Here is a 26,291-nt window from a genome sequence, read left to right as displayed (position 1 = left end):
AATCAACCAACACCGCATGCCAAGGGAGGGGGATGGAATGAGCGAGCATATATTACAGGAGCAAACATTACTGGCCGGGATCGGCGCTTCCGACGAAAGGGCTTTCGGGGAGATCGTCCGCCACTATTTCCCGCGCCTGCTGCCATTCGCCATCAAGATCACCAAAAACAGGGCCGTTGCCGAAGACATCGTGCAGGAAGCATTTTTGCGCCTGTGGCAACATCGTGCGGAATATGAAAAGATCCAATTTCTCCGCGCCTGGTTATTTACGGTTGTTTCCAATCTTTCCCTCACTTATATCAAACGCCTCGCGCGGGAAGGCAAATTCCTCCAGCATTTACGGGACTTCGGCGAAACGGCGCGGTCAGACGTGGCCGAGCAGGTGCAGTACCGCGAAAGCGGAACGGTGATCGCGCGGGCGGTGCTGCAATTGCCGCCCCAACAGCAACAGGTCTACAGGCTGAGCCGGTACGAAGGGCTTTCCATCCCGGAGATCGCGGCACACATGGGATTGTCGGCCAATACAGTGAAAAACCACCTGGTAAGGGCGCTGCAATCGGTCCGGGATCATGTGCGGAAGGCTGGCCTGTTCTGGCTTTGAGAAAAAATAAAAAAAGTTTCCGGGGCACTGGTCCTAAACCTTTCCCCGGTAGTTATAGCTTATATCGTTGTTGCAAATTTCTATTCCACCATGTTAGATGATCAAAGGGACAAGGTTCGTCTCCTCTTGCAGCGTTATTACGCCGGCAATATAGGAGAAAACGAGGCGGCAGAGCTGGACCTTCTGTTGCAGGACGGGCGTTACGACGCCCTCATGCAGGAAGTACTGTCTGATCTGGCCGCCGCTGTGCAACCGATGGACCTGGCGGCGGAAGACATGGACCGGATGGTAACGCGCATCAACGAACTGAAAGCGCCCGCCAAAGTGCGGATCCTGCCCTGGCGGCGGATCGCGGCGGCCGCGATATTTGTACTGGCCATCGGCACAGCGGGATATTGGGCCATTACGTCTCAGGGGAAAGCGGAGCAGGAAGTGCGGAACTTCGGCGGCGATGCTTTGCCGGGATCCGATAAAGCGATTCTCACCCTGGGCGACGGCAGCCGGATCGACCTGACCGACGCGGCCAACGGTGCGCTGGCTGCACATGGCGGCGGCAACGCCGTAAAAACGGGGCAGGGGCTGTTGGCCTACAACGCATCCGGCGACCCGGTGCAGTTCCACACGCTCGCTACGCCGCGCGGCGGGCAATACCGCCTCACCCTTCCGGATGGCTCCACCGTTTGGCTCAACGCGGGCAGCGCGCTGCGCTATCCCACAGCCTTCGGCAAAAAGGAAAGAAAAGTGGAATTGACGGGAGAAGCGTTCTTTGATATCAAACCCGATGCGCAAGCGCCTTTCATCGTCCAGATCCGTAACGGCGGAGATGTGATGGTGCTGGGAACAGCATTTAACATACAGGCATATGCCGACGAACCAGGTAGCCGCACCACGCTGCTGCAAGGCGCCGTGATGATGCGCAACGGGCAGGAACAACACCTGCTGCGCCCCGGGCAGGCCATGCGGCTGGAAGGAACGGACATGATCCTGAACGACCAGGCCGATGTTGAAGCCGCCACCGCCTGGAAGAACGGATTGTTCCTCTTCCGCGACGCGCCGGTAGAAACGGTGATGAAGCAGATATCGCGGTGGTACGACGTAGAAATAGTTTATGAAAAAGGCATAGTGAAAGAGTACTTCAATGGCACGATCCCGCGGAATGTTCCGCTGTCGAAAGTGCTGGAATTGCTGGAACTGACAGGACTTGTACACTTTACAATCAATGGAAATAAGGTAACTGTCTCGCCCTGATGAACAGCTGCATCGGGCAGCAGACAGGAGATCTGGATCGCAGCAACCCCACGGCGCCAACGGCGGCCGGAGAGGGTAAGGACCGGTTTGTCTGAAAGGGCCGGTCCGGGGAAAAGACACATACATTTCAGACAGGAGATTTTTTTATCACCCAAAATCGAATTTATGTATTCATGCGCCTGGCGCCAGGCGGATCGGGGCATTGCATGCCACCCGGCCATCCGCAGGGCTTACCGTATGCTGACGTTGTGCTTGTTCCTCCTCGCCGCGGGCTTTACCGCCCACGCACAGGAGATATCCCTGCAATTGCGCAACGAGCCATTCGTCAAAGCTTTGAAATCGATCGAGAAACAAAGCGGCTATACCTTTATCTATGGCAAAAACCAACTCGACAACGCGAAACCGGTGACCGTCACCCTGCGCAACGTTTCGTTGAACGATGCGCTGGCGGCTTGTTTCAAAAACCAACCATTAACGTATTCTTTGCGGGATAACCGGTTCATCGTTATCCAGGCAAAATCCAGCACGGTCACGATGTACAGTGATCCGGGCGAGGAGCCCAAAGCCACCGTGCCCCTGGACGGCCGCGTGACGGACGAAGACGGGACGCTCCTGCCGGGTGTGACCGTTCGCGCCGTTACCAACAACCCCATGGGCGTCAACCGCATCACCACCACGGATAACGACGGGCGCTTCACCATCCCCATGGCGCACAACCCGCAGCTGATCTTCTCGTATGTGGGTTTCGAGCCGTATGCCATCACACCGAAGTCGTTCGCCGCGCTGGACATCCGGATGAAACGCGCTTCCTCGAAGCTCGATGAGCTGATCATCACCGGCTATTCCGCCAAATCCGCCAAGGAACTGACCGGCGCCGTGCAAAAGGTAACCGGGGAGCAGCTCCGCAACAGCGTGACCACACCCAATGCGTTGTCGATGCTCAAAGGCAAGACAACCGGGCTTTACATCACCGAAACTTCCGGAGAATCCGGTGCGAAAGGGCAGGTGATCGAAAGGGGGCAGTCGTCCATGGCCACGCCCACCAACAGCTACTTCGGGCCGTTGTTCGTCGTGGATGGGGTGATCACCAACTACACCAGTTTGCAGGACGCCGTGAACCCGGCGGATGTGGAAGATATTACGATTTTGAAAGATGCCTCTTCGACGGCCATCTACGGTTCGCGCGCGGCACAGGGTGTGATCGTGATCACGACACGCAGGGGCAAAACGGGCCGCACGGGGGTAAACCTCAACATGCAATACGGCGCCATTCAGCCGGTGCGCGCCATCCGTTTCATGAATACCACCGAGCTGATCGGGTTCATGGATAAACAGATGCAGCGGTATTGGGAGCAGACGCCTTCCATCCAGGCGCAGTTCCCCGACGTCAACACGTTCATCCGCGAGCGGCGGACGTATTCCGACGCGGACAGGAACAATAACTTCAACTGGGAAGATGCGATCTATAGTAACGGGAATTTCCGGAATACGGAGCTGAACATCCAGAGCGGCAACGACAAAACGAAGTTCTATGGCGGCGTGGCCTGGTATAAGGAGAACGGTGCGCTGTATGATAACGCCTTCGACCGGAAGAGCCTCCGCATCAACATCGACCAGAAGGTAAGCGACAAATTCTCCGTAGCCGTAAACCTCAGTTCCATCATCGATAAAACCACCCGGCGCAACGGCGTTCCGGAGCTGTACATGATCCAGCCGTTCCAAAATCCGTACAACGCAGACGGGTCGATGCCGTATAGTTTGCCGGTGAAGCAATCCAACAACTACGGCCCCATGTTCCAGACCTGGACGCAGAACTTCCTCGCCGAAGCGGAATACGACAATACCGCCGTAACGGATGTGCACAACCACCTGGGCGCCATCAAGCTGCGGTACGATATCAAACCCTGGCTCTTTGTACAGAGCGCCAATTCGATCAATTACATGGGCACGCGCTTCAATTCCTACCTCGATCCGCGTTCCTATTCCGGCAAATTCGGTGGATACCCCTACCTGTTCAACGCCGCCAGCCCTGTACTGCCCAACGGTACGCTAACGATCCGGGATACCCGTTATACCGATTACCTGACTTCGAATACACTAAATTTCCGCAAGTCTTTCGGGCTGCATTCCATATCGGCCCTGGTGGGCCAGGAATGGGGGAAGAGAACGACGGAAGTAACCAGCGCGGACATGTACAACGTATTGCCCGGCGAACGTAATGCCGGTGCGGCGCGCGGATACGGCAGCGCGGTGTATCTCGCGTACCTGTTGCCTTCTTCGCCGCCGGCGGCGCCTATCGGCAGCTACCAGGAGCGCGCCACGTTCTCCGTGTTCGGTCAGGCGGATTACAACTACGACCAGAAGTATTTCGCGGCGGCGTCCGTCCGTTCCGATGCCACCACCAACTTCGGGCGCGACAAGCGTTACGGTACTTTCTACTCCATCAGCGGCGGCTGGCTGCTTTCGAACGAAGCGTTTCTGAGAGACAATAAAACCATCAACAACCTGAAGCTCCGCGCGGTGTACGGCACCTCGGGCCGCGACCTGGGCGACGGTTACCTGAATACGACATTTTACAGCGACGGGCGCCGTTACGGTTCCACCACCAATATCGGTTCAACAATCTCCCAACTGGCCAACCCGGTTATTTCCTGGGAAACGATGTACAGCACGAACGTTGGGCTGGACCTGGGATTGTGGAACCGCATCGACCTGACAGCTGATATTTACCGCAAGCGCAGCGCCGGCCTGTTGCAGAACGTGAGCCTCACGTCCGCTCAGGGTTCGCTGAGCCAATACCAGAATATCGGGGAGATCATCAACCGCGGCGTGGAGATCATGCTGAATGCGCATGTGGTGAAAACGAAAGACTTCAACTGGTATGCGAATTTCAATATCAGCTTCAACAAAAACCACATCTCCGCCCTTTACCAGGATTCCCTGCGCGACAGCTATTCCAATGCCTATTACCGCAAGATCGGGGAGGATATCAACGTGATCAAGGCGATCACATACATCGGCATCAATCCTGAAAACGGCAATATGATCCACCGCAACTACGATGCTTCGGGCAAGCCGGTGGAAGTGGAAGGCATTGGCAGCACCACTAACCTGGCGAACTGGGAAACGGTGGGCTCGGCTACGCCGAAATTCTTCGGCGGTTTTACCAATACGTTTAAATACAAGCGGTTTACGTTGAGTGCGGAGTGGTGGTTCCAGTATGGAAACTACGTGATGATGTCGCTGGTGAATAATTTCCAGTCGCCGACCGCGCCGCGCCTGGGCCGCAACAACGTGGTGTTCGGCAGCAACCAGCGGTTGTGGCAGGGGAAAGGAGACACGGATGCGAACTATCCGGATGTGTTCAGTACCAACCCGAATGCCTGGAGCGCCTTGACGTACCGTTCTTCCCGCCTGTGGGGCGACGCGAGCCATCTGCGCCTGCGAAACGTGCGGTTGTCGTACGACGTGCCCGATGCAATGTTGCGCAAGCTGAAGATCCGGCAGCTGTCGGCCTACCTGAGCGGCGACAACCTGGCGGTGATCAAGCACAAGGATTTCGTGGGCGCGGATCCTGAAGGCGCGTCCCTGGGATCCAGCACGGCGTACAGCGGTGTGGGCACATCGTTCGCGAATCCCCGCAGGTTCCTGGCAGGTATCAACGTAAGTTTTTAATCCATCAAAATGCGACATATGAAATCCATCTTCCATTATATCGCGGCGGCGGGGCTTTTGTTAACAGGCAGCGCCTGCAACAAGGAGCTCGACAAGCTCCGGCCACACAACGTAACGTATGAAGAGCAGCAGTTTGCAACGCCTGAAGGTTTCCGCAAAGCGGTATTCGGCGCCTATGCGGCGATTGCCGGTGCGGCGGTAACCAACAGCGGTTTCAGCTTTAATGACATGCAGGTGTTTTTCGGCGAAGCGCATGGCAACAATATCAAGGCGCTCGATGCGGGTGTGAACCGGTATACAAATGCTTTTAACTACCTGAATTCAGGGGAGAAAGACCTTTCGTATACCTACGAATACTGGCGCGGAGCTTACAACGCTTCGTTGCTCATCAACAAGATACTCGCCAATGTGAAAGCCGGGGAATCGAACGCGGTGATCCTGCAGGCGAAGGGCGAGGCGCTGTTCCTCCGGGCGTACGTGTATTTCAATCTCATCCGCCTGTACGGCAAACCGTATTACCAGAACAGTGGCAATAATCCCGGTGTGATGCTGATCACGACGGATAACAACGGCGCTGCGTTCGCACCGCCGCGCGCAACGGTGAAAGCGGTGTACGACCAGGTGGTGGCGGACCTCAACGAAGCGGTTCCCCTGCTGAAAGCCAATGCCGGCAACGCTTATGCGTCGCGGTACGCGGCTTTCGGGCTGCTGTCGCGGGTGTACCTGTATATGGGCGGCACTTTTGCATCCCCCGAAGCCAATGCCAACAAAAAGGCGCGGGAGTATGCGGATTCGGTGATCCTCCACGGCGGTTACACACTGTTGCAGGATGCGGCGTATACCAGTTACTACAGCACCGACGCGCCGGGGAACCGGGAAGACATCTTCGCGGTCAATACCCAGCAACACCAGGGCCTCATCGCCAATCTGTTCGCCATGCCTTCGCAGATTAATTATACGGGCGGGCTGTACCGTCCTTCCCCGAACCTGCTTGCCCTCATCCAGCCGCAGGATTTGCGCCGCCAGTTTTACAAGCGCAATGTTACGCCGGGATGGCCGGATGATTCGCTGGCCACGGTGAAATACCTGATCAATTACGTATCGCTGTACAGCGTTTCGCCATACCGCTACCTCCGCCTGGCGGAAATGTACCTGAACCGTGCGGAAGCCGCCGTGAAAGCGGGCGACAATGCCGCCGCGCTCAGTGACCTGAATGTGATCCGGCGTCGCGCCGGCATCGGGGATACCTCCAATATCACCGGGCAGCCTTTGTTCAACGAAATATTGAAACAACGGCGGATAGAATTTGCGTTCGAAGGGCACGTGAGCTACGATTATTTCCGGAACGGGCTGCCAATGGTGCGCGATTACGCTTCAGGGAATTCCGGGGCGATGACTGTTCAGGCAACGGACCCGAAAATCCTCATGCGTATCCCTTCAGATGAAATCACCGGTAACCCGAACCTTACCCAAAACGAACAATAAAATCAAAACCATGAAGAAAATCCTTTTCCTTTCCCTGGCGGCCATGGGGAGTTGCCTGGGAGCCTCAGCCCAGGGAGCGTTTACCCTGGAAGGGCATTACTCCGGCGGTGAGCTGCCCTGGATTTACCTCCGGTACCCCGGGGCCGACGGCAAATATGTTAACGACAGCACGCCGGTGAAAAACGGGCGGTTTGCCTTCAGGGGAGCGGTGAGCGGACCGGCATACGCCAGCCTGAACGGGCGCCTGCAGTCCCGCAATATGGATGATCCGAATATCGAGTGGTTCTTCCTGGAGCCAGGTAAAACCACCATCACCGTTTCGGAAAATGCATTTAAAAAGATGAAAGTCGACGGTGGCGCGGTGCAGTCGGATTATAACAAGGTGCAGGCGCAGAAAGCGCCCATAAGAAAAGAATGGGAGCCATTTTTCAAATCGCTGGATTCCATCAATAAGATCGACAACTTCAAGGCGCAGGAGTTCAAATCCGGCCTGAAGCCGTATTACGCCGCGATGGAAAAGATCGATATGGCTTACATCGACCAGCACCCCGGCGCTTACCTGAGTGCGTTTCTGCTGCGTGGATATTCCATGTCTATGCCCACAGACAAGCTGGAGGCGTATTACGCGCAGTTTCCCGAATCCATCCGCAATAAGGACGCGAAGATGATCGGAGACGAACTGGCCCGCAGGAAGATTGGCGTGCCAGGTACGGAGGCCTTCGTTTTCGCGACGACCGATATCAACGGCCAGCCCTTCAACCTCGCCGATTACAAAGGCAAATACGTGCTGCTCGATTTCTGGGCCAGCTGGTGCCTGCCCTGCCGCAAAGGCAATCCGCACCTGCTGAAGCTGTACGCGGCGTATAAAGACAAAGGCCTGGAGATCGTGGGCGTGTCTGACGACGATTCCAAACCGGACGCCTGGCGCAAGGCGGTAAATGATGACAAGATCGGCGTGTGGAAACATGTGCTCCGCGGGCTGGACCGGGAGAAGCTCATGGCGGGCGTCTTCAACCCGAAAGACATCAGCAAACGGTACGGCATCGCCACGCTGCCCACTAAAGTGCTCATTGATCCGCAAGGCAAGGTCATCGGCCGCTTCGAAGGCGGCGACCGCGACGATGCGAAGATGGACGCGCAACTGGCGGAAGTGTTCGGTGGCAAATAATTTCAACACAGCAAAATCATCGATATGAAAAGAATCAGTCAGATAGTAGCCTGTTGCCTGCTGGCATTGCCAGTACTGGCGCAGGAAGCGGTTGTGGAAGGAAAAATCAAAGGGCTGCCCGACGACACGAAAATCTATCTCCGTTCGTTTAGCAGCAGCGGCGGCACCGATTCCGCCGTAGCCAGGAGCGGCGCATTCCGCATTCAGGCGAAAGTCGCGGAAGGCGATATGTACATATTGAGCGCCGGCAATGACCGGATGGCGCAGTATGGCACTACGTTCTTTTACCTGGAACCGGGAACGCTGAAGGTGTCGGGGAAGGGGCCTTTGCTGAAGGATCTGGCATTTGCCGGACCCGCCTACGCGAAAGATCTCAACACGCTGCAGGCGCTGAATTCATTGCCCCTGTTCCGTAAAAGGGCGGAAGTTTCTGCGAAGATGAACGAAGCGTACAGGGTAAAAGACACGGTGAGCCTGAAATCCCTGCAAGGTGAATATAACAGGCTGGATTCCGCTGCCCGCCTGGTGTATGAGAAATGGGTAGATGACCATACTGCGTCGCCGGTGAGTGCCATGGTGTTGTCGTTCTACCTGCGGAATAAAGACATGGACCAGCTGGAAAAGCGCCTCAAATCCCTGTCGCCCGCCGCGAAAGACAATGCAATGGCCCGGAAGATGCAGCATAGCATAGAAGCCGCCAAGGCAACGGCCATCGGGAAAGTCGCGCCTGAATTCACGCAGAACGATACACTGGACAAACCCGTATCCCTGAGGGATTTCCGCGGCAAATACGTGCTGATCGATTTCTGGGCCAGCTGGTGCGTGCCTTGCCGCCACGAGAACCCGGCGGTGGTAAAGGCTTTCCAGCAATTCAAGGATAAAAACTTCACCGTACTGGGCGTGTCGCTCGACCGCCAGGGGCAAAAGGATAAATGGCTCAAAGCTATCCACGACGACAACCTCACCTGGACGCATGTTTCCGACCTGAACTGGTGGGACAACGCCGTGTCCCGCCAATACGACATCCGTTCCATCCCCGCCAACTTCCTCCTCGATCCGCAGGGCCGGATCATCGGGAAGAACCTGAGAGGGGAGGAGTTGGAAAAGAAACTGGCGGAAGTACTGAACTGATGCGCGTTTCACTGACGTTCAAAAAGGCGGCCTTGCAATAGGGCCGCCTTTTTGTATTTTAGGGGATATGAAAATACTTTTCTTCTCCGCCATGCCATATGACAAATATTTTTTCATCCGGGAAAACGAGCAGTACGGTTTCGAGCTGGAATTCCTGGAAACCCACCTGGGGCCGCATATCGTGAACGCCGTGGAGGAGGGGACACCGGTAGTATGTACGTTCGTGAACGACAAGCTGACAGAAGAGGTGATCGGCATCCTGGCGGCGAAAGGCGTGAAAGTACTGGCGCTGCGCTGCGCCGGATTCAATAACGTGAACCTGGAAGCGGCCCGGAAACATGGCATTCGCGTTTGCCGCGTGCCGGCGTATTCGCCGGAAGCCGTGGCGGAACATGCCGTGGCTATGCTGCTGACGCTCAACCGGAAAACCCATAAAGCGTACAACCGTGTGCGGGAGCAGAACTTTTCGCTCAACGGCCTACTGGGCTTCAATCTCCATGGCAAAACCGTAGGCGTGGTTGGCACCGGTAAGATCGGGAAGGCCTTTTGCCGCATCATGGCGGGCTTCGGCTGCCGGGTAATCGCCGCAGACCCCTTCCCGGACGCGGATTTGACCGCCGCGGGCGTAGAATACCTGCCGCTGACGGAAGTTTTCGCCATGTCGGATATCATTTCGCTGCACTGTCCACTCGCGCCCGAAAGCCAATATCTCATCAACCGCGACTCCCTGGCGCTCATGAAAAAGGGCGTCACCATCATCAATACCAGCCGCGGCGGGCTGCTCCATACCGCCGATGTGATCGAGAGCCTCAAATCCGGGCAGATCGCTTACCTGGGGATCGATGTGTACGAGCAGGAAGAAAAGCTGTTTTTCAAGGATCTGTCGGGCAGCATCATTGCAGACGACACGATTCAAAGGCTCATGAGCTTCCCGAATGTGCTCGTCACCGGCCACCAGGCTTTCTTCACCGAAGAAGCCCTGCAACAGATCGCGCAGGTCACGCTGCGGAGCGTTGACCAGCTTTGCAATGGGAAGCCGCTGGACGAAGCGGTAATCCTGGTTTAGTTGCAAAATTTGACGGATGCGTGGGTCAACGGTATGTTGGCTGCCTGCGAGGAATATATAAAATAGAAAACCCCGCTCAACTGAGCGGGGTTTCTTTTTGTATGTGCTGTCGACGATGATTATTTGTTGTACTTCACCGAAACGTGCGCCAGCCTGCTAAGGACGTTCGCGCCGATGGAGGCTCCACTGGGGTTGGTGGTGTTGCCTGCCGTCTTGTTGGCCACACGCACCCGGATGTACAGTTGCTGCAGTCCGCTGGCCGCCTGCGGGAACTGGAAGTTCACCACTTTGAAACCAGGGACCTGCGTCAGCAAAGTGTTCGACCAGTTGGTGACGTCCTGGAGTGTGAAGGTGCCCACGCTGTTCCAATCCGTATCGGCATCGTTGGACGAAGCCCATTCCACGATGAAGTTGCGCGGCCCTCCGATGTCGGAGTTGCCTTCCAGCTGGAGGGAAACAGGTTGGCTGATACCTGCGGTCGATACTTCGATCATCCACGATTCGCCACGGTTGGCAGTAGCGTTCCACCAGTTTTTGGTAGACCATCCGCCGTTGCTTATCGCGCCTTTCACGGTGGAGGGTTCCTGTAGCAGGCCGTTATAATCCGTTGCGGCGCCAATGCCGGTTCCGCCGGTGAAATCGAGGCCGGTTTTGGTGGTCTGCCAGATCCGTCCAGCGCCGGTTTCGGGGGTGAGCGGGTTGAGGCTGGCGGTGGGAGTGGCGGCGTATTCGTTCCGGAAACGGCTCCATTCTACCAGCACGTTCGAGAATCCGTTTTCGCGCGCGTCCTGCAGGGCGATGTTTTCGCGGCTGAGGTGACGGATAGCGTATTTGCCGATGTTGCCGCCATACCTGTCGTGTTTTTCATGCACGAGGATGCCGGTGATGGTTCCCGAGCCCTGGGGCACACGCTCCCCGTTGCGGCGGTAAGGCACATCGAGGTTGGTGAGCATGTACAGGCCGTCGCCATGAATGTCGCGGATATGGGTGGGATAACAATCCGTCCGCGCCACATATCCTTCGTTGATATTGGTGAAGGCGCCGAAAGGCACGGAAATCTCCACTTCCCGGAGTTTCAGGTAAGTATAGAGGTCCGCGTCGGTGAGGTCGCCGATGTATTTTTCACGGGGCAGGAGCGGGGTGGTGCGACTGTCCTTTTGCATCACCTGCTGGGCTACGATTCCGGAAACGATGGCGTGGTCGGGGTTGCTGATGCGGGAAAGCGTGGCGCCTTTCAGCCAGATCTTTACATGATCGTTGAAGCTGAAGATATTGTCGCCGGCGGTTTTCGCTTTCAGGTAGAGGCCCGAAGTACCGTCGAGGCTTTGCACGTAAATGGCCACGGCGTTTTCCGTTTTGTCGATCACATGCTTGTTGCTGGCGGAGTTGGCGTTGCGCGCGATGTTAGGGTGCCCTTTGTCGCTGATCACGATGCCTTCGATGTAGATGTTCTCATCGATGGTGCCGGCGGCCAGGAGCTGTTTGATGTACGCAAAATCCTTTTGAATGGCGCCTTCGAAGCTGATGCCGGGGTGCTGGCGGATGCGGACGGAATCGCGGGTGGTGGTGCCGAGGGCGTCGAGGTAGCTGAGGGTTACGACCCCCGAGCGCGCGTCCGCTGAACGATTGGTATCCGCTTTTACGAGGAGGTAACCATTGCTGATGGTGAGGTTGCTCAGCCAGTTTTCGGTTGCGGGAGCATCGTAGCGGTAGCTGATGCTCATTTGCTCCAGGGGCACGTTGGTGGCGATCACGGTTTTGAGCATGCCGCCATTGGAGATGCTTTGCACGGTGGTGTCTGCGATGGCCACCTGCGGCACAAGGCCGCGCTGTTGCAGGGAAATGGTGTCGGTGAGACTGCCTGCTTTCACGAGGAGCTTCACGGCGCGGGGGAGGTTGCCCTCGTTGCTGGTCACTTCCGCGCGGATGCTGCCCTTCCCGTCTCCGGAGGAGGATTGCAGTTTTACCCATTCCGCGTTGTCGATGGGTGCGATGGTCCAGGGGCCTTCGGCGTAAACGATGAGCTGCGTGGTGTCGGCGGCGGCGTTCAGGCGCACGATGCGCTGGTCGATCGCCAGTTCGGTGGTGAATTTATAATCTTCCGTCTTGCGGCAGGCGGCAAACAGCGATGCCATTGCGCCCGCGGCCAGGATGTATCTCAGGTATTGCTTCATGCCGGTTATTGTTTGAGTTCGAGAAGAATGGGCTTGTGGTCGGAATGCACGGCCGTAAACGGATCATACAGGAACGCGCAGCGGATGATCTTCTTTTTGAGATCGCCGCTCAGGTAGATGTAGTCGATCCGGGAATCGGATGCGATCACGGTTTTGCCGGTGCTTTCCTTTTGCTTGTCGTCGTACGCTTTTCCGGCGTCGGTGAATCCTGCCGTGAGCATGCTTTGCTGCACCTGGTAATCGATCGCGGCGCCGTTGTCTGCCAGGTTGTCCAGCACGGGCCTTTTGGCGGCGGCGGCTTGCTGCCGGGCGAGGTACCCGGATTTTTCCAGGCGGTCTTTATCCAGCGGCGACACGGAATTGAAGTCGCCCATGATCAGCCAGTTCTTTTTATCGGCCTGCAATTCGATGTTGGCGATCACCTGCGCGATCTCTGCCCTTCTTTTCTTATGCTTATGCGGGTTGAGGTGCAGCACTACGAAATTGTACTTGCCGATCCTGCCCATGATAAAGCCATGGGTCATGTTCTCGTTGATCTTTTTGATGTCGGCGATGGGGTAGCGGGAAGTGAGACCGGTCGGATACCCGTTTTCTTTTACGATCACCGCGTATGGGTGGCCGTAACTAAGCGCGAGCTCTTCAAGGGATTTCTGGGTGAAGGCGTTGCATTCCTGCAGCGCCACTACGTCGGGATGGTGGTTTTTCACCCATTCCACGAACACCTGTTTTCCTTTGGTGGTGTCTTTCACCATTCCTTCGAGGATGTTGTAACTGAGGACCCTGAGCGTGTCCTGCGCACCGGCGGAAAGCGCGGCGAGCAGAAGCAGGCAAACGGTAACGGAGATATTTCTTTTCATGATATTATTGGTTGTAGGCAGGATTGGTGAGGATGCCGTTGGAGCGCATCACTTCTTTGTCAGGAATCGGGTAAAATTCGTGGTAGGGCATGGCGTTTTCCTTGATCACGGGATATTCTTCCGCAATGGTTTCGCTGATCCTGCTGAACCATTCGCCCCAGCGCACCAGGTCCCATTTCCGGCCGTATTCACCCATCAGCTCGCGGGCGCGTTCTTTCTTCACTTCTTCCAGGAATTCGGCTTTGCCGGGATAGCTGGTCAAAACAAAATCAGCGCTGGCGCGGGATTTTACGTCGTTGATGCATTGCATGGCCAGATCGGTGTTCCCCGTTTCGTTGGCGGCTTCCGCCAGCATCAGCAAGGCATCTGCATAGCGGAAAACTTTCTGGTTGTTGCCGTCCGCGATGTTGGTCATGCCCGGGTACCAGAATTTGGGCCCCATCCAGGGTTTGCCGGTGCCATTGTTGGCCATCGGCCGTTTGAACCAGGTGCCATTGTAGGAATAGGCGAGAATGATTTCCTTGCGCGGATCCTCCAGTTCGTAGAGCGACATCATATATTCCGACGGCGTAACCGAGTTGAAGGGGTTGGCCGCGCTGCCCAGTTCCGGGATGTTCACCCCATCGTAAGTACTGGTGCCGGAGGCTTTGGTAGGGGTGAAGAAGGCCGCCACCTGGGAGGTTTTCTTCAACCCGGCCGCCGACCACGTATACTGCACCTCGAAAATGGACTCCGGGGTGTTCTTATTCCGGAAGTAGGTATCCGTGAGCGGATATTGCACCAGCTGACCGTAAATCTTGCGGATTTCTTCCACGGCGTCCACGCAGGTGGGGTAATCCTTGTTCCACAACGCCAGTTTGCCGATCAGCATATACGCCATGGGCGCGGAAATGCGGTTGTCTTTTACCTCGGAGGTCCGCATCATCGGGAGGTGCGGCGCATATTCCTTCAGTTCGTTGATCAGTTTGGTGCGCGTTTCGGTGGCGCTCATCCGGCCCAGCTTCGCGATGGATTTCAGGGCGCTCAGGCTGTTGACGTCGTCGGTATAAAAAGGCACGTCGCCGAAGGAACTGGTGAGAATGTAATAATACAAGGCGCGCAGTGCTACGGCTTCGCCTTTCAGCGCGGGTTTGCGGTCGTCGGGTATCGCGGAGTTGTCGATACCGGCGATGGCGGCGTTGCAGTACATCACGCCGCGGTAACAGGCGGTCCAGATATTATCGCCCATGCCGGGATTGGCAGGGGAAATTTCCAGCTTGGCGTCGAGGTTGGAGGAATTGAGGAACGCCAGGTCGGAAACGCCTTCGATGGCGATCATGAGATCCTGCGCGAAAATATTGGTCAAATCCATGTAACAGCCGTTCAGCGCGGCGATGGCCTGGTTCTCGTTTTTAAAGAACCCGCTGCCGTCCACGAAACTGTGCGGTTTTTCTTCCAGCAGTTTGCTGCAGCCGCCCAGCGCGAGCGTGCCGCCGATGAGCAACATGGGAAGTATGCGGAGTCTGTTCGTTTTCATGTCTGTTGTTTTTAGAATTTCAGTTCTGCGCTAAAAGTGATCGTTCTGCTGGTGGGATAAGCACCGTTGTCCATCCTGCGGATCGTGGAACCACCGCTCTGGGTCGATACTTCCGGGTCGTAACCGTTGTAATGCTTCCAGAGGTAGAGGTTGTTGCCCGTGAGCGCCAGGTACAGCGATTGCAGCCTTTTGCCGGTAATGTTGCTCAGGTTGACGGGGTACCCGATCGATACGTTCTTCAACCGCAGGAACGTAGCGTCGTGCAGGAAGCGGTCGTTCGGGATATCGTCTTTCGAATCCGCCCGCGGGAAATCGGACGTAGGATTGCGAACCGGGTGCCACGCGTTCACCATATACCGGTACTGGTTGCTGAGGTAAGTGCCGGTCCCCATGAACAATTCGGTGGGATTGTAAATCTTGCCGCCGAGGGAATAGTTGAAGTAGAACGAGAAGCTGATCTTCTTATACCGGAAACTGTTCTGGATACCGCCGTACACATAAGGGTCGGCGTTGCCGAGATAAACGAGGTCGTTGTTGTCGAGCACGCCGTCTTTATTCTGGTCGATATAGCGCTGGCGGCCCGGCTGGTAGAAATTTACAGCGGAAGAAGCGTATTCCTTCGTTTCCTTGTTCTTTTCTATTTCAGAAGTATTCTTCCACACGCCGGCGTATTGCATGCCCCAAAGCGCGTTGAGCGGACGGCCCTTCACATAACCATACATCATATATTGCGCGCCATACGGGTTGTCGTAAACCGACACCCTTTCCAGCCCCCCGATATCTTCGACGCGCTGGGAGTTGTGCGCCGCGGTTACGGAAGTAGACCAGGAGAAGTTTTTCCGGCGGATGTTTTCGTGGTTCACGGTAAGTTCGATCCCGCGGTTGGAGGTTTTGCCGATGTTGGCCAGGCGGGAGCCAAAGCCCACGTGCGTTGGCAATTGTACCGTCAGCAGCAGGTCTGACGTGGAGCTTTGGTAAGCTTCCAGCACGATGTCGAGCCGCTTGTTGAAGAACGAGAGGTCGAGGCCGGCGTTGTAGGTGGTGGTCTTTTCCCAGGTCAGCCCTTCGTTGGCGATGCGTGAGGGATAATAGGCCACGGGTTGCGCGCCGTTGAAAAGGTATCCGCCGGTGGTCGACGAAAGCCTGGACAGCGCCTGGTAGCGGCTGATGGCGTCGTTGCCGGAGGTGCCGGCGCTGAGGCGGAATGAAAGCGTGCTGAGTTTGGAGAAGCGCTCCATGAAAGGTTCGCTGCTGATGTTCCATTTAAAGGCGGCGGAGGGGAAGAAAGCCCATTTGTTGTCGGCCGAGAAGTTGGAAGCCCCGTCGCGGCGCATGGTGGCGGTGAGGTAATACCGTCCGCGGTAGTTGTAGTTGGCGCGGGCGAGGTGGCTCATCCGGCCGAGGGTTTCCAGCGAGGAACTGAGGTTGATCGTTTCCTTGGAAGGCAGCGCCCCAAGGTCGTTGTTCTCAATGTCGTCGATGAAATACCCCTGTCCATTGGCCGTCATGTTGTTGTATTGGCGCTTCTGCACGGTGAAGCCGTACATCGCGTCGAAGTTATGGTGACGGTTGAAGGTGCTTTTATACGTGATGGTATTTTCGTTCAGCAGGTTGTTTTCCGCGTAGCTGCTTTTGTATGCATAGCCGCCGGAATTGGCGTTCATGCGGGAGGGCATGGTGGAAGGCGTGTACTGGTCGTTGGTCCGCGAAAGATCGGAATACGAAATCGTGGAACGGATCAGCAGGTTTTTGATCGGCGTCACTTCCAGGTAGGCCATGGAACTGAGGCTTTTTTCCAGGCGGTCGTTGGTGCGGAGGATGACGTTGGCCAGCGGGGAATCGAACAGGGTGCCGCTGTACCATTGGGAGTTCCAGTCGTTAAAGCTCCCATCCGGTTTGTAGGCGGCGATGGTGGGAGCGAGGAAGATGGTGGATCGGTACCACAACGTCTGCGTGCCCACATCGGCATTGTTAAGCGCCCGGTCTACGTTCGAATAGTTGAAACGAACGCCGGCTTTCACATGCTGGCTGATGGTGCGGTCGAGGTTGAGGCGAACCTGGTAGCGCTTCATGCCGCTGTTTTTAATAATGCCCTGGTTATTGTTATAGTTGACGGAGAAGTAGTACTGCGTGGCCTTGTCGCCGCCGGTGGCCGACAGCGTGAGGTTGTGGTAGGGCGCCCTGCGGGTGATCTCCTGGGTCCAGTTGGTGCCGGTGCCGAGGGAAAGCGGATCGGGATAGGGGTAGTCTTCCAGCGGTTTGGTCTGGTTGGCCGTGCTGGCGAAGTAATACCGGTCGTTCTGCAGCTGCGCGAATTCGGTGGCATTCATCAGGTCGAGGTAGCGCGGAAGCTCGGAGAAGCCGAGGTCATTGCGGAGCGTGAAGTTGGTTTTCCCTTTTTTATCGCCGCCGGATTTGGTGGTGATGATGATGACGCCGTTGCTGCCGCGGGATCCATAAATCGCGGTGGAGGATGCGTCTTTGAGTACGCTGATGGATTCGATGTCGGAGGGGTTCAGTTCATTGAGCGAGGTGATGGCGTCCATCAATCCGTCCACGATATACAGCGGTTCGTTGCTGGCCGTGATGGAGCGGGTGCCGCGGATGCGGACGGTGGTGCCCGATCCGGGTTCCCCGTCTGCCGACACGAATTCCGCGCCGGCGATGCGCCCTTGCAGCATCTGGTCCACCCTGCCAACCGGCACGTCCGCGAGGTCTGACATTTTCACCGAGGAAACGGCGCCCGTGAGGTCTTTCTTCGCCACGGACCCGTAACCGATTACCACGACTTCGTTGACGCTTTTGTTGGATGCGGCGAGTTTCACGACCAGGGGGGCTTTAATATCCTTCACCGCGATCGCTTTCCTTTCAAAACCGAGATAGGAGATGAACAGGATGTCTTTGCTTTCGGCTTCAATGGTGAATTCGCCTTTGTCGTTGGTTTGCACACCGCGGCTGGTCCCCGCAACGGCCACGGTGGCCCCGGGCAGCGGGTTTCCTTCTTCGTCCGTTACGCGGCCCTTCACCGGCGGCGCTTTGGACTGGCTGCCGGAGGTCTCCGGGGAGGGAGTGGCGGCGCGCGGCCGTTCCTTGATCGTGATGGTTTTGTTGTTGATTTCGTAATCGATCGGCTGGCCGCTCATGATGGTGGTCAGGAAAGTTTCCACCGGCATGTTGCGCGCGTCTACATTCACCGGCCTGGTTTTATCCAGCAGCGAAAGGTTGTAGAACACGACGTAGCCAGTCTGTTTTTCGAGCCGGGCGAAGATTTCCTTGAAGGAGAGCTGCCGGCCCGTCATGGAAATGGTCTGGGCGGTAACCCTGGCCTGCACCTGCAGGCTGAGGACGGTCGCCAGCATAAACATCAGCTTCATGACTGTCAGTTTAGGTTTCATTCGAAGTTTTCGCAAGTTAAAGTAAGACATGATCCGTTGTCAGGATTTAAGAGGCATGGGATGCCCGGCCTCAACCAATGGTTTCGGCGAACGGGCGTGGAATTGCCGGTTTGGAAATTTTTATGGTGTGATGATCAGTTTTCTGCCTTCGAGCCTGCAATGCACGTCGGATATGGCCAGTATCCGGGTGATCTGCTGGAGGGTGAGGCCGCGTTCCATTTTGCCGCCAAATCGCAGCGGCGGTACGCCGTTTTCAAATACTACATCTATATCGTACCAACGTTCGAGCTGGTTCATGACTTCGCGGATGTCGGCATTTTCAAAGTTGAACATCCCGTTCCGCCAGGCTGTAACCTGCAGTGTATCCGCTTTCAGGACCCGGAGCGCCGTTCCTTCGATCCTCGCCTGTTCGCCGGGTTGCAGTACCCGCTGGTTCACTGACACCTTGCCCTGGAGCAGCGTGGCGGCGATCTGCGCGTCGTTGCCGTAAGCGGAAACATTGAAGCGCGTGCCCAGCACCAGCACTTCCGTTTTCCCGCCGGCCTTCACGCGGAAAGGCTTGTTGGCCATGGGCGTGATCTCGAAATAGGCTTCCCCGTCCAGCTCCACCGTTCTGTCGGATTTGTCGAAACGCGTCGGGTACCGCAGTCGGCTGGCCGCATTCAGCCACACGCCCGATCCGTCCGGAAGCGTTACGCGGAACACGCGGCCGCGGGGCGTGGTGAGGGTATTGAAAGTGGCCTCGCCGGTTTGCACATTGTCGTATGCCAGCGCGCCGCCGGAAAGTTTAACAGTAGCGCCGCCCTGCCGGGCGATCACGCCCTGCGACTGGCTGTCGAGCGATATGGAATGGCCGTCGCCCAAAGTGAGGATGGCGCCTTCCGCGGCAGGGAGGATTTCCTGTTCGGCCGTTTTCGCTGCCGCAAGGGTGTCGACGGCCGACGGCTGCCGCAGCTCCCTGATGCCGAAGTAGGCAAGCGCCAGCACTGCCGCTGCCGCCGCGGGAATGCGGAGGGTGCGGTACAGTGATCTGCGCCGGGCTGGCCGCGCCTGTGCCTGCAGGATGATGGACAGGATCTCTTGGGCCCGCCCGTCTTCAACTGCTTTGCCACTGGTGTCCGAAACCATGGCTTCGTCCAGCAGTCGTTGCAGGTCGGCGTCGTGGTCCGGTGTGGCCAGGAGGGCGTACAGCTCCTGTTTTTCCTGTTGCGTGCAGGAGCCCGACAGCAGCTTATGGAACAACTCGTCTAGTCTGGACATTCGGTGCTTGATTGTGCGTTCTAATAAAGGAGACAGTATAAAATCGGGAGCGGGTCAGCCGGCGGGAAAATATTTTTCATTCATAATATTCCCTTAACAATCGTCAGGGCCGCCCAGGCGCCGAGGTGCGAAACGCAGTACACGCGGATAAACTGCATGGCGTCCGACAAATGGCGTTTTACGGTTTCGGGGGAGAGGTTCAGTTCCATGGCGGCTTCTTCGCGCTTGAGGCCATGTTCTTTGATGAGCCGGTAAACTTTCTTCTGTTGAGGTGGAAGCCGGTCCACGGCTTGCCGGAGTACTTTACGGTATTCTTTTTCCTGCAGGATGGCGGCGGGATTGTCGGAACAGGGGAAGGAATAGTCTTCCTGGCCGGTCAACGGCGCGGCCTGCATCCGCATGGCGGTTTGTTTGAGAAGATTAAAGAGATGGTTGCGGGTGATGGTGAAGAGCCAGGCCGTGAAATGCTCGATTTGCGGCAACTGCTCGCGCTTCAGCCAGACTTTCAGAAATACGTCCAGCAGCACTTCTTCGGCGAGCGCTTCCGAATCGGTCACCTTGTAGGCGATCGCGTACACTTTATTCCGGAAATGGTGAAACACTTCGCTGAAAGCCCTTTCATCGCCTTCCGCAACTGCTTGCAACAAGCCCCGCCCGATATCTTCTTTCCGCTCAGACATCCAATGAATTTAGTTTGCAAATATAATTTCGCCGGCTGGAAACTGACAGCCGTCCATTACGCGGTCTCATGTCGCGCCCCCGGTCCGGAAACCGCTCAAAACGGCCGGTGGCTTGCAATTAACGTGGAAAAACCCCCGGACTGATAGTGCCGGAATTAACGATAAGTTAATCCTTTTTGATTTTGGTCTGACCTGTTTCCGGGCAAAATTTACGAAAATTAATGACAAGGGGAAATTTATAGGCGTTTGCCGTTGGCTGGGTTGATCCGTCGATCACCAGGTTGCCCTAAACCGCCGGAAGCTCGGATTGCAGGATGATGGTCCTGTCGGCCCAGGTGGCGCCGGGAATATTGAAATAGATGTAGTCTTTTATGGCGATACCGTTGGCCGCAGTTTGCGTGAGGCACGCGCGCAGGGAACCCGGGCGGCTCTCGGCATTTGAGGTAACGGTAAAAGTATCCGCGCGGGCGGATAAAAAACAGAGGATGAACCCGATGGAAGCGAGAATCAGTTTGTTAACGTAAGTCATGGTATGTCAGGGACAGGGGGCTGCCTATATCATGACCAAATTAACTAATTTTTACCGCAATTCCCGGGACCGGTCAGCGGTGTTTGCCTTTCTTCCGCAGATAAACGACCAGCTCGCCCGGGAGGTCCGTTTGCACGATGCCGGTAAGCGGGAAGCTGCTGAAGAAGCGGTCGAACCCTGCGCCGGGCTTCACTTTCTCTTCTTTGTCGAATGATCCGAGCGCATTCATCCACACGCGCGCGCCCTGAGCGCGTACATCCTCCGCAATTGCTTTGCTGTAAAAGGTTTCATCGAGATGCAACGCGGGGAATTTGCCGAAACCCAGCGTTTCCCTGGTGGCCGCGGCATCGCGCACGCGGGGCAGGATGGGAATGCGCGCGTCGTGAGCAAGGAGCACCTTTGCATCCGGGTGGTCGTAGAGGAAAAACAGCACGTATGGGGCCATGCCGGCCTGATGGATGACAGGATATGCTTCTTTGGCCGCGTCGAGACCGTCTACCTTGAAATCCACATCCACGAGTATTTCCCCTTTCGCTGCGAGCAGCGCGTCCCTGAACGTGGGGATGCGGTGCTGAGTGGGCTGGCCGTTATGAAGGAGCGGAAATTGCTGCAGTTGTTCGAGCGTATAATCCGCCACGGAGCCCGGCTGGCCGGTGGTGCGGGTGATGGTACGGTCGTGCATCAGCACGAAAACGCCGTCTTTCGTGCGTTGCACATCCAGCTCCGCGATATCGGCCCCGAGGCGGATGGCTTCCCGGATGGCGGCCACCGAGTTTTCCGGGTAATCGGCGTGCGCGGCGCGGTGGGCGGCCACGAGCACGTATTCGGGATGGTGGCGGAGATCGTTCAGGAGACTGTCGGCCCGGGAGCTTTGTGCGTTGGCGGCCGGGATGGAAAAGACGAGGAATAAGGCGGCGAGCATGCGTTTCATGGTATTGCGCGGATAGTTTAGTGCCGGCAAGATGCGGCGATTTTCCGGGAATATCCCCCGGAGGGATGTTTCTTTCGTGTTAAATGTATTGGTTTTGTCTTTCCCATGCAAGCGGTTTGCCGCGCCGGTCAGGACGATTTACGGATCACCAGCTCCGTTTTCAGCACTTTAATGATCGTTTTCCAGTCGGCCACTTCGCGGTTGATCTGGTCGATCAGCAGCTGGGCGGCGGTTCTGCCGATTTCGCGGACAGGTTGGGAAACCGTGGTGAGCGGCGGATCGATGAGGCCCGAGACGAAATCGTTGCTGAACCCGACAACGGCAATGTCTTCCGGCACGCGCAGCCCGCGTTTGCGGATAACCTGGATGGCTTCGATGGCCGTGGGGTCGTTGACGGCGAAGATGGCGTCGGGAGGATTATCGAGGTTGAGCAGGTGGGTGACGTAGATCTTTACCTTTTCGATGTTGAGGTCGTAGGAGATGAGCAGCTCTTCGTCGTAGGGCACGTTATGCTTGCGCAACGCGGCTTTGTAGCCGTTGATGCGTTTTTCGCTGATCTTGAGGGAAAACGGTCCGGCCAGGTGGGCGATGCGCTTTCGGCCCGATTCAATCAGGTAATTAACGGCCCGGTAGGCGCCGTCGTAATCGTCCACGATCACTTTGGGCACTTCCATTTCGTCGCACACGCGGTTGAAGAAGACGATGGGGATCCCCTTGCGCTGGAAGATCTTCAGATGATCGTAGTTCAGCGTTTCTTTGGTGATAGACACCAGCACGCCGTCGACCTGGTTGGCCAGCATTACGCGCGTGTTGGCGACTTCGGTTTCGTAGCGCTCGTCGGACTGGCAGATGACCGTTGTGTAACCGGCTTTGCTGGCCACTTCCTGCGCGCCGATGATCGCCGTGGGAAAGTAGGAGCTTTTGAACTCGGGGACGATAATCCCGATCGTATTTGTTTTTTTGGTAATAAGGCTGATGGCGAGCATATTCCGCTGGTAGTCGAGTTTTTCGGCCAGTTCCAGCACGGCCTGCCGTGTTTCCGGTTTCACGCTCTTATGGCCCGTCAATGCCCTGGAAACAGTGGATTTGGACAGGTTGAGCTCCTTCGCGATGTCGATAATGGTTACCTGGTGCCTTTTCATGCTGCTAAGAAACAAATTATTTCCATTCGTGGGAACATTCCCGCAAATTGGGAATGTTCCCAATTTGGAAAAGTCATTTTTTTGTTCGCGGAATAGTTGTTAGTTGTAATCTTTGGTGTTCAACTAAATTCACACGTATGAAAAAGGGGTTGCTTACCGTCGGCTTTCCGGCGCCGGCTTATGCCACGTTTACTGAATGTTCCGTTTTTACCGCACAGTACGCATAGTTCACACTAAAACACGTTGGTTTTTATGAATGCAAAGATCTTTTTAATGCTGTTGATGTGTATGGTGCTTATCCGGACTACCTATGCACAAACGCAGCCTTCCCAGGGCCAAACGCGCACCATCACCGGGAAGATCACAGACATGGAAGGGGAGCCGCTCCCCGGGGTGACGATTGTCCTCAAAGGCGGCACAACAAATGCCATGACGAACGACGAAGGCGTGTATTCCATCCGCATCGCATCATCTGCCGAAGCGGTGCTGGTGTTTTCCTTCATCGGTTACCACACTAAAGAAGCGCGGCTCGCGCCCACGGCCACGGTTTACAACACCAAACTCGAACCATCCGTAAAAGGATTGAACGATGTGGTGGTGATCGGCTACGGCACGGTGAAACGTAAAGACCTTACGGGATCCGTGGGCGAAGTGAAAATAGAGGACCTGCAAAAAGCACCGGTCGCCAGCTTCGAGCAGGCGCTGGCCGGCAGGGTAGCGGGGGTACAGGTTTCCGCGGCCGACGGGCAGCCCGGCCAGGGCATGCAGATCGTTATCCGCGGCAACAACTCCGTGACGCAGGATAACTCGCCGCTCTACGTGATCGATGGTTTCCCCATTGAAAGCCCCGATAACAACGTTATCAACCCCGCCGAAATCGAATCGATCGAAGTGTTGAAAGATGCATCAGCCACGGCGATCTACGGCGCCAGGGGCGCCAATGGCGTGATCATGATCACCACCAAAAAGGGGAAGATCGGCGCGCCTGTCGTGAATTACCAAACCTGGGTGGGCATGATGCAAAATATCCGCCAGCAGAAAATGATGGACCCCTACGAGTTCGTCAAATATCAGCTGGAAATGAACCCCACGCTCTACACCCCCATCTACCTGAAAGATGGCAAAACACTGGAAGATTACCGCAACGTAAAAGGCATCAACTGGCAAGACCAGGTGTTCCGCGACGCGTTGGGGCAGAATCATAACATCTCCCTGCGCGGCGGAACCGACAAAACGAGGTATTCCATATCCGGAAATGTTTTCTCGCAGGACGGGATCATCATTAACAGCGGTTTCCGCCGCTACCAGGGCCGCGCTGTCATCGACCAGACCATCTCCGATAAAGTGAAAGCCGGCATCAACCTGAACTATACCGGCACCAAAACTTTCGGCGTTTTCGCCAACAGCACGGTGAGCGGCCCGGCTTCCGGTCCTACGGCGAGCCTGATGTACAGCGTGTGGGGCTTCCGGCCGGTGACCGGCGACTCCGAAAGCGACGGCTCACTGCTCGAAGAACCCTTCGATCCCGATGTGGACCCGCTAAGTGAATGGCGCATCAATCCTATCATCTCCACCCGCAACGAATACAATCCCGCTTTCAACAATACGTTTATTTCGAACGCCTATGTGGAAATCAAGCCACTGAAGTATTTCACGCTGCGGCTCACCGGCGGTATGACCAAAATCAATATCCGCCGCGAGATCTTCAACAATTCGCAAACCCGCCTCGGCAATCCCAAAAGCAGCGCCCAGGGCGTCAACGGTTCTCTCGACAATACCGAGATCACCAACCTGCTCAACGAAAACACCCTCAGCTATGTGCGCACCTTCAACAAGAAGCACAGCCTGAACGTGGTGGTTGGCGCCACCGTGCAGAAGATCCGCTCTTACCGCCACGGTTTCGTTTCCACCCAGGTGCCCAACGAAGCGCTGGGCATGAGCGGGCTCGACGAAGGCATCGTGTCCACCGCCCCCAACGAGAAGACCAGCAGCGCGCTGGCTTCCTTCCTCGGGCGTGTGAACTATACCTACAACTCGCGGTACCTGTTTACCGTTTCGTTCAGGGAGGATGGATCTTCTAAATTCGCGGTGGGCAACAAATGGGCGAGCTTCCCCTCCGGCGCCTTCGCCTGGAGGATCAGCGACGAGCCTTTCATGAAAGACATCAACTGGATTTCCGACGCCAAGGTGCGGCTGGGCTATGGTATGACGGGGAACAACCGCGTCGGGGATTTCGCGTCCTACCAACAAATGCAGATGTTCATCTACTCCGGTTACTCCTACGGCAATAACATGGAAGCGGGGATCATTCCCAACGGTATCGGCAATAAAACCCTGAAATGGGAAACCACCGGGCAAACGGACGTCGGTGTGGATCTGGGTTTCTTCAATAACCGCATCGCGCTGACAGCGGATTATTACAAGAAAAACACCCGCGACCTGCTGCTGCAGGCTACGCTTCCCGGTTCCACCGGGTTCCTCAGCGGGATACGGAACGTAGGGGAAGTGTCGAACCAGGGCTTCGAATTCACCCTCAATACCACCAACATCCAAAGCAAAAAATTCAGCTGGACGTCCAACTTCAACATCTCCTTCAACCGCAATAAAGTGATACAGCTCAACGAAGGCGAACCCAGTTACCAGTCGCGCATCACCTGGGGGAATTTCAATAACGCATTCCCCTACATCGCCATTCCCGGCAAGCCGATCGCGCTGTTTTACGGGTTCCTGTTTGATGGCGTGTACCAGTACAGCGATTTCAACAAGCTGCCGAATGGTTCCTACGTGCTGAGAGACGACGTGCCGAACAATACCATGCCGCGCGCCAATATCACGCCGGGCCATATCAAGTACAAGGATATCAACGGTGACGGACAGGTGGACAACAGCGATCTCACGATCATCGGCAATCCCAACCCGAAACACATCGGCGGTTTCTCCAACAACTTCACCTATGGCGGTTTCGACCTGAACGTATTTTTCCAGTGGAGCTACGGGAACGACATCCTCAACGCCAACCGCATCGAGTTCGAGGGTGGAGACGTGGTGAGGAATTACCTGAACATGTTCAAGTCGTTCGAAAACCGCTGGACGCCCGAGAACCAGACCAACGAGCTGTACCGCGTGGGCGGACAGGGCCCGCAGGTGTATTCGTCGCGCACGATCGAAGATGGTTCGTACCTGCGGTTGAAGACCGTGGCGCTGGGGTATACCATTCCGCCGGCCGTGTTGCGCAGGGCGCATATCAAGGCCTTACGGTTGTATGCGGCAGCGCAGAACCTCTATACCTGGACGAATTACACGGGGCTGGATCCCGAGGTGTCTGTCCGCCATTCGGCGCTGACGCCGGGCTTCGACTGGTCGGCTTACCCCAAGGCGCGCACGCTTACATTGGGTCTGGATCTTACTTTTTAATGACTGAAAAATTTATGCA

At 56.3% G+C, this 26,291-nt stretch carries 17 protein-coding genes; 8 read left to right on the top strand and 9 right to left on the bottom strand.

The genetic code is table 11. The features are described from left to right. The first annotated feature begins 16 nt into the window (after window positions 1-16). The 7 genes from WJU16_RS05000 (at window position 17) to WJU16_RS04970 (ending at window position 10,374) form a co-directional block, all read left to right on the top strand. Entirely contained in the window at window positions 17-601 is a 585-nt protein-coding gene (locus WJU16_RS05000) for an RNA polymerase sigma-70 factor (RefSeq protein WP_341837223.1), read from the top strand. A 90-nt stretch (window positions 602-691) separates the two neighbouring features. Next, window positions 692-1,849: a FecR domain-containing protein gene (locus WJU16_RS04995; protein WP_341837222.1), complete on the top strand. Its 1,158-nt coding sequence runs from the start codon at window positions 692-694 to the stop codon at window positions 1,847-1,849. 165 nt (window positions 1,850-2,014) lie between these two features. After that, window positions 2,015-5,524, top strand: a complete 3,510-nt coding sequence (locus WJU16_RS04990; protein ID WP_341837221.1) for a SusC/RagA family TonB-linked outer membrane protein — start codon at window positions 2,015-2,017, stop codon at window positions 5,522-5,524. Window positions 5,525-5,542: 18 nt separating this feature from the next. Beyond that, a complete protein-coding gene (locus WJU16_RS04985; protein WP_341837220.1) occupies window positions 5,543-7,009 on the top strand; it encodes a RagB/SusD family nutrient uptake outer membrane protein in 1,467 nt (488 codons plus the stop codon). A 10-nt stretch (window positions 7,010-7,019) separates the two neighbouring features. Next, the gene (locus WJU16_RS04980; RefSeq protein ID WP_341837219.1) at window positions 7,020-8,177 is read left to right on the top strand and encodes a TlpA disulfide reductase family protein; all 1,158 of its coding nucleotides are present in this window, start codon (window positions 7,020-7,022) and stop codon (window positions 8,175-8,177) included. 24 nt (window positions 8,178-8,201) lie between these two features. Next, window positions 8,202-9,308, top strand: coding sequence for a redoxin domain-containing protein (locus WJU16_RS04975; RefSeq protein ID WP_341837218.1), 1,107 nt, complete (start codon window positions 8,202-8,204; stop codon window positions 9,306-9,308). A 67-nt stretch (window positions 9,309-9,375) separates the two neighbouring features. Next, the gene (locus WJU16_RS04970) at window positions 9,376-10,374 is read left to right on the top strand and encodes a 2-hydroxyacid dehydrogenase (RefSeq protein ID WP_341837217.1); all 999 of its coding nucleotides are present in this window, start codon (window positions 9,376-9,378) and stop codon (window positions 10,372-10,374) included. Window positions 10,375-10,493: 119 nt separating this feature from the next. Here WJU16_RS04970 and WJU16_RS04965 read toward each other — a convergent pair whose 3' ends face one another. From WJU16_RS04965 to WJU16_RS04925, 9 genes are all read right to left on the bottom strand, one after another. Beyond that, on the bottom strand, window positions 10,494-12,548 hold the full coding sequence (locus WJU16_RS04965) for a BACON domain-containing protein (RefSeq protein ID WP_341837216.1): 2,055 nt from the start codon (window positions 12,546-12,548) through the stop codon (window positions 10,494-10,496). 5 nt (window positions 12,549-12,553) lie between these two features. Then, window positions 12,554-13,405 carry an endonuclease/exonuclease/phosphatase family protein gene (locus WJU16_RS04960; protein WP_341837215.1) on the bottom strand — a complete coding sequence of 284 codons (852 nt, stop codon included), beginning with the start codon at window positions 13,403-13,405 and terminating at the stop codon, window positions 12,554-12,556. A gap of 4 nt (window positions 13,406-13,409) precedes the next feature. Then, window positions 13,410-14,921, bottom strand: coding sequence for a RagB/SusD family nutrient uptake outer membrane protein (locus WJU16_RS04955; protein ID WP_341837214.1), 1,512 nt, complete (start codon window positions 14,919-14,921; stop codon window positions 13,410-13,412). 11 nt (window positions 14,922-14,932) lie between these two features. Next, a complete protein-coding gene (locus WJU16_RS04950; RefSeq protein ID WP_341837213.1) occupies window positions 14,933-18,295 on the bottom strand; it encodes a TonB-dependent receptor in 3,363 nt (1,120 codons plus the stop codon). A 141-nt stretch (window positions 18,296-18,436) separates the two neighbouring features. Further along, on the bottom strand, window positions 18,437-19,576 hold the full coding sequence (locus WJU16_RS04945; RefSeq protein WP_341837212.1) for a FecR domain-containing protein: 1,140 nt from the start codon (window positions 19,574-19,576) through the stop codon (window positions 18,437-18,439). Between the two features lie 80 nt (window positions 19,577-19,656). Continuing rightward, window positions 19,657-20,256: an RNA polymerase sigma-70 factor gene (locus WJU16_RS04940; RefSeq protein WP_341837211.1), complete on the bottom strand. Its 600-nt coding sequence runs from the start codon at window positions 20,254-20,256 to the stop codon at window positions 19,657-19,659. A 286-nt stretch (window positions 20,257-20,542) separates the two neighbouring features. Further along, on the bottom strand, window positions 20,543-20,785 hold the full coding sequence (locus tag WJU16_RS04935; protein WP_341837210.1) for a hypothetical protein: 243 nt from the start codon (window positions 20,783-20,785) through the stop codon (window positions 20,543-20,545). A 73-nt stretch (window positions 20,786-20,858) separates the two neighbouring features. Next, entirely contained in the window at window positions 20,859-21,716 is an 858-nt protein-coding gene (locus tag WJU16_RS04930; protein WP_341837209.1) for a glycerophosphodiester phosphodiesterase family protein, read from the bottom strand. 128 nt (window positions 21,717-21,844) lie between these two features. Further along, on the bottom strand, window positions 21,845-22,858 hold the full coding sequence (locus WJU16_RS04925; RefSeq protein ID WP_341837208.1) for a LacI family DNA-binding transcriptional regulator: 1,014 nt from the start codon (window positions 22,856-22,858) through the stop codon (window positions 21,845-21,847). A 252-nt stretch (window positions 22,859-23,110) separates the two neighbouring features. Between WJU16_RS04925 and WJU16_RS04920 the strand changes: the two genes are divergently transcribed. Next, window positions 23,111-26,272 carry a TonB-dependent receptor gene (locus WJU16_RS04920; protein ID WP_341837207.1) on the top strand — a complete coding sequence of 1,054 codons (3,162 nt, stop codon included), beginning with the start codon at window positions 23,111-23,113 and terminating at the stop codon, window positions 26,270-26,272. Window positions 26,273-26,291 lie beyond the last annotated feature (19 nt).

This window comes from Chitinophaga pollutisoli (genome assembly GCF_038396755.1).
GTDB classification, from domain to species: domain Bacteria; phylum Bacteroidota; class Bacteroidia; order Chitinophagales; family Chitinophagaceae; genus Chitinophaga; species Chitinophaga pollutisoli.
This window is presented reverse-complemented; position numbering and strand designations above follow the sequence as displayed.

Coding starts and splice junctions, on each gene's coding strand:
- WJU16_RS04935 (WP_341837210.1), bottom strand. CDS start 20,785: ATGACTTACGTTAACAAACTGATTCTCGCTTCCATCGGGTTCATCCTC.
- WJU16_RS04985 (WP_341837220.1), top strand. CDS start 5,543: ATGAAATCCATCTTCCATTATATCGCGGCGGCGGGGCTTTTGTTAACA.
- WJU16_RS04940 (WP_341837211.1), bottom strand. CDS start 20,256: ATGTCTGAGCGGAAAGAAGATATCGGGCGGGGCTTGTTGCAAGCAGTT.
- WJU16_RS04920 (WP_341837207.1), top strand. CDS start 23,111: ATGAATGCAAAGATCTTTTTAATGCTGTTGATGTGTATGGTGCTTATC.
- WJU16_RS04930 (WP_341837209.1), bottom strand. CDS start 21,716: ATGAAACGCATGCTCGCCGCCTTATTCCTCGTCTTTTCCATCCCGGCC.
- WJU16_RS04960 (WP_341837215.1), bottom strand. CDS start 13,405: ATGAAAAGAAATATCTCCGTTACCGTTTGCCTGCTTCTGCTCGCCGCG.
- WJU16_RS04995 (WP_341837222.1), top strand. CDS start 692: ATGTTAGATGATCAAAGGGACAAGGTTCGTCTCCTCTTGCAGCGTTAT.
- WJU16_RS04990 (WP_341837221.1), top strand. CDS start 2,015: ATGTATTCATGCGCCTGGCGCCAGGCGGATCGGGGCATTGCATGCCAC.
- WJU16_RS04975 (WP_341837218.1), top strand. CDS start 8,202: ATGAAAAGAATCAGTCAGATAGTAGCCTGTTGCCTGCTGGCATTGCCA.
- WJU16_RS04945 (WP_341837212.1), bottom strand. CDS start 19,576: ATGTCCAGACTAGACGAGTTGTTCCATAAGCTGCTGTCGGGCTCCTGC.
- WJU16_RS04955 (WP_341837214.1), bottom strand. CDS start 14,921: ATGAAAACGAACAGACTCCGCATACTTCCCATGTTGCTCATCGGCGGC.
- WJU16_RS04950 (WP_341837213.1), bottom strand. CDS start 18,295: ATGAAGCTGATGTTTATGCTGGCGACCGTCCTCAGCCTGCAGGTGCAG.
- WJU16_RS04970 (WP_341837217.1), top strand. CDS start 9,376: ATGAAAATACTTTTCTTCTCCGCCATGCCATATGACAAATATTTTTTC.
- WJU16_RS04925 (WP_341837208.1), bottom strand. CDS start 22,858: ATGAAAAGGCACCAGGTAACCATTATCGACATCGCGAAGGAGCTCAAC.
- WJU16_RS04965 (WP_341837216.1), bottom strand. CDS start 12,548: ATGAAGCAATACCTGAGATACATCCTGGCCGCGGGCGCAATGGCATCG.
- WJU16_RS04980 (WP_341837219.1), top strand. CDS start 7,020: ATGAAGAAAATCCTTTTCCTTTCCCTGGCGGCCATGGGGAGTTGCCTG.
- WJU16_RS05000 (WP_341837223.1), top strand. CDS start 17: ATGCCAAGGGAGGGGGATGGAATGAGCGAGCATATATTACAGGAGCAA.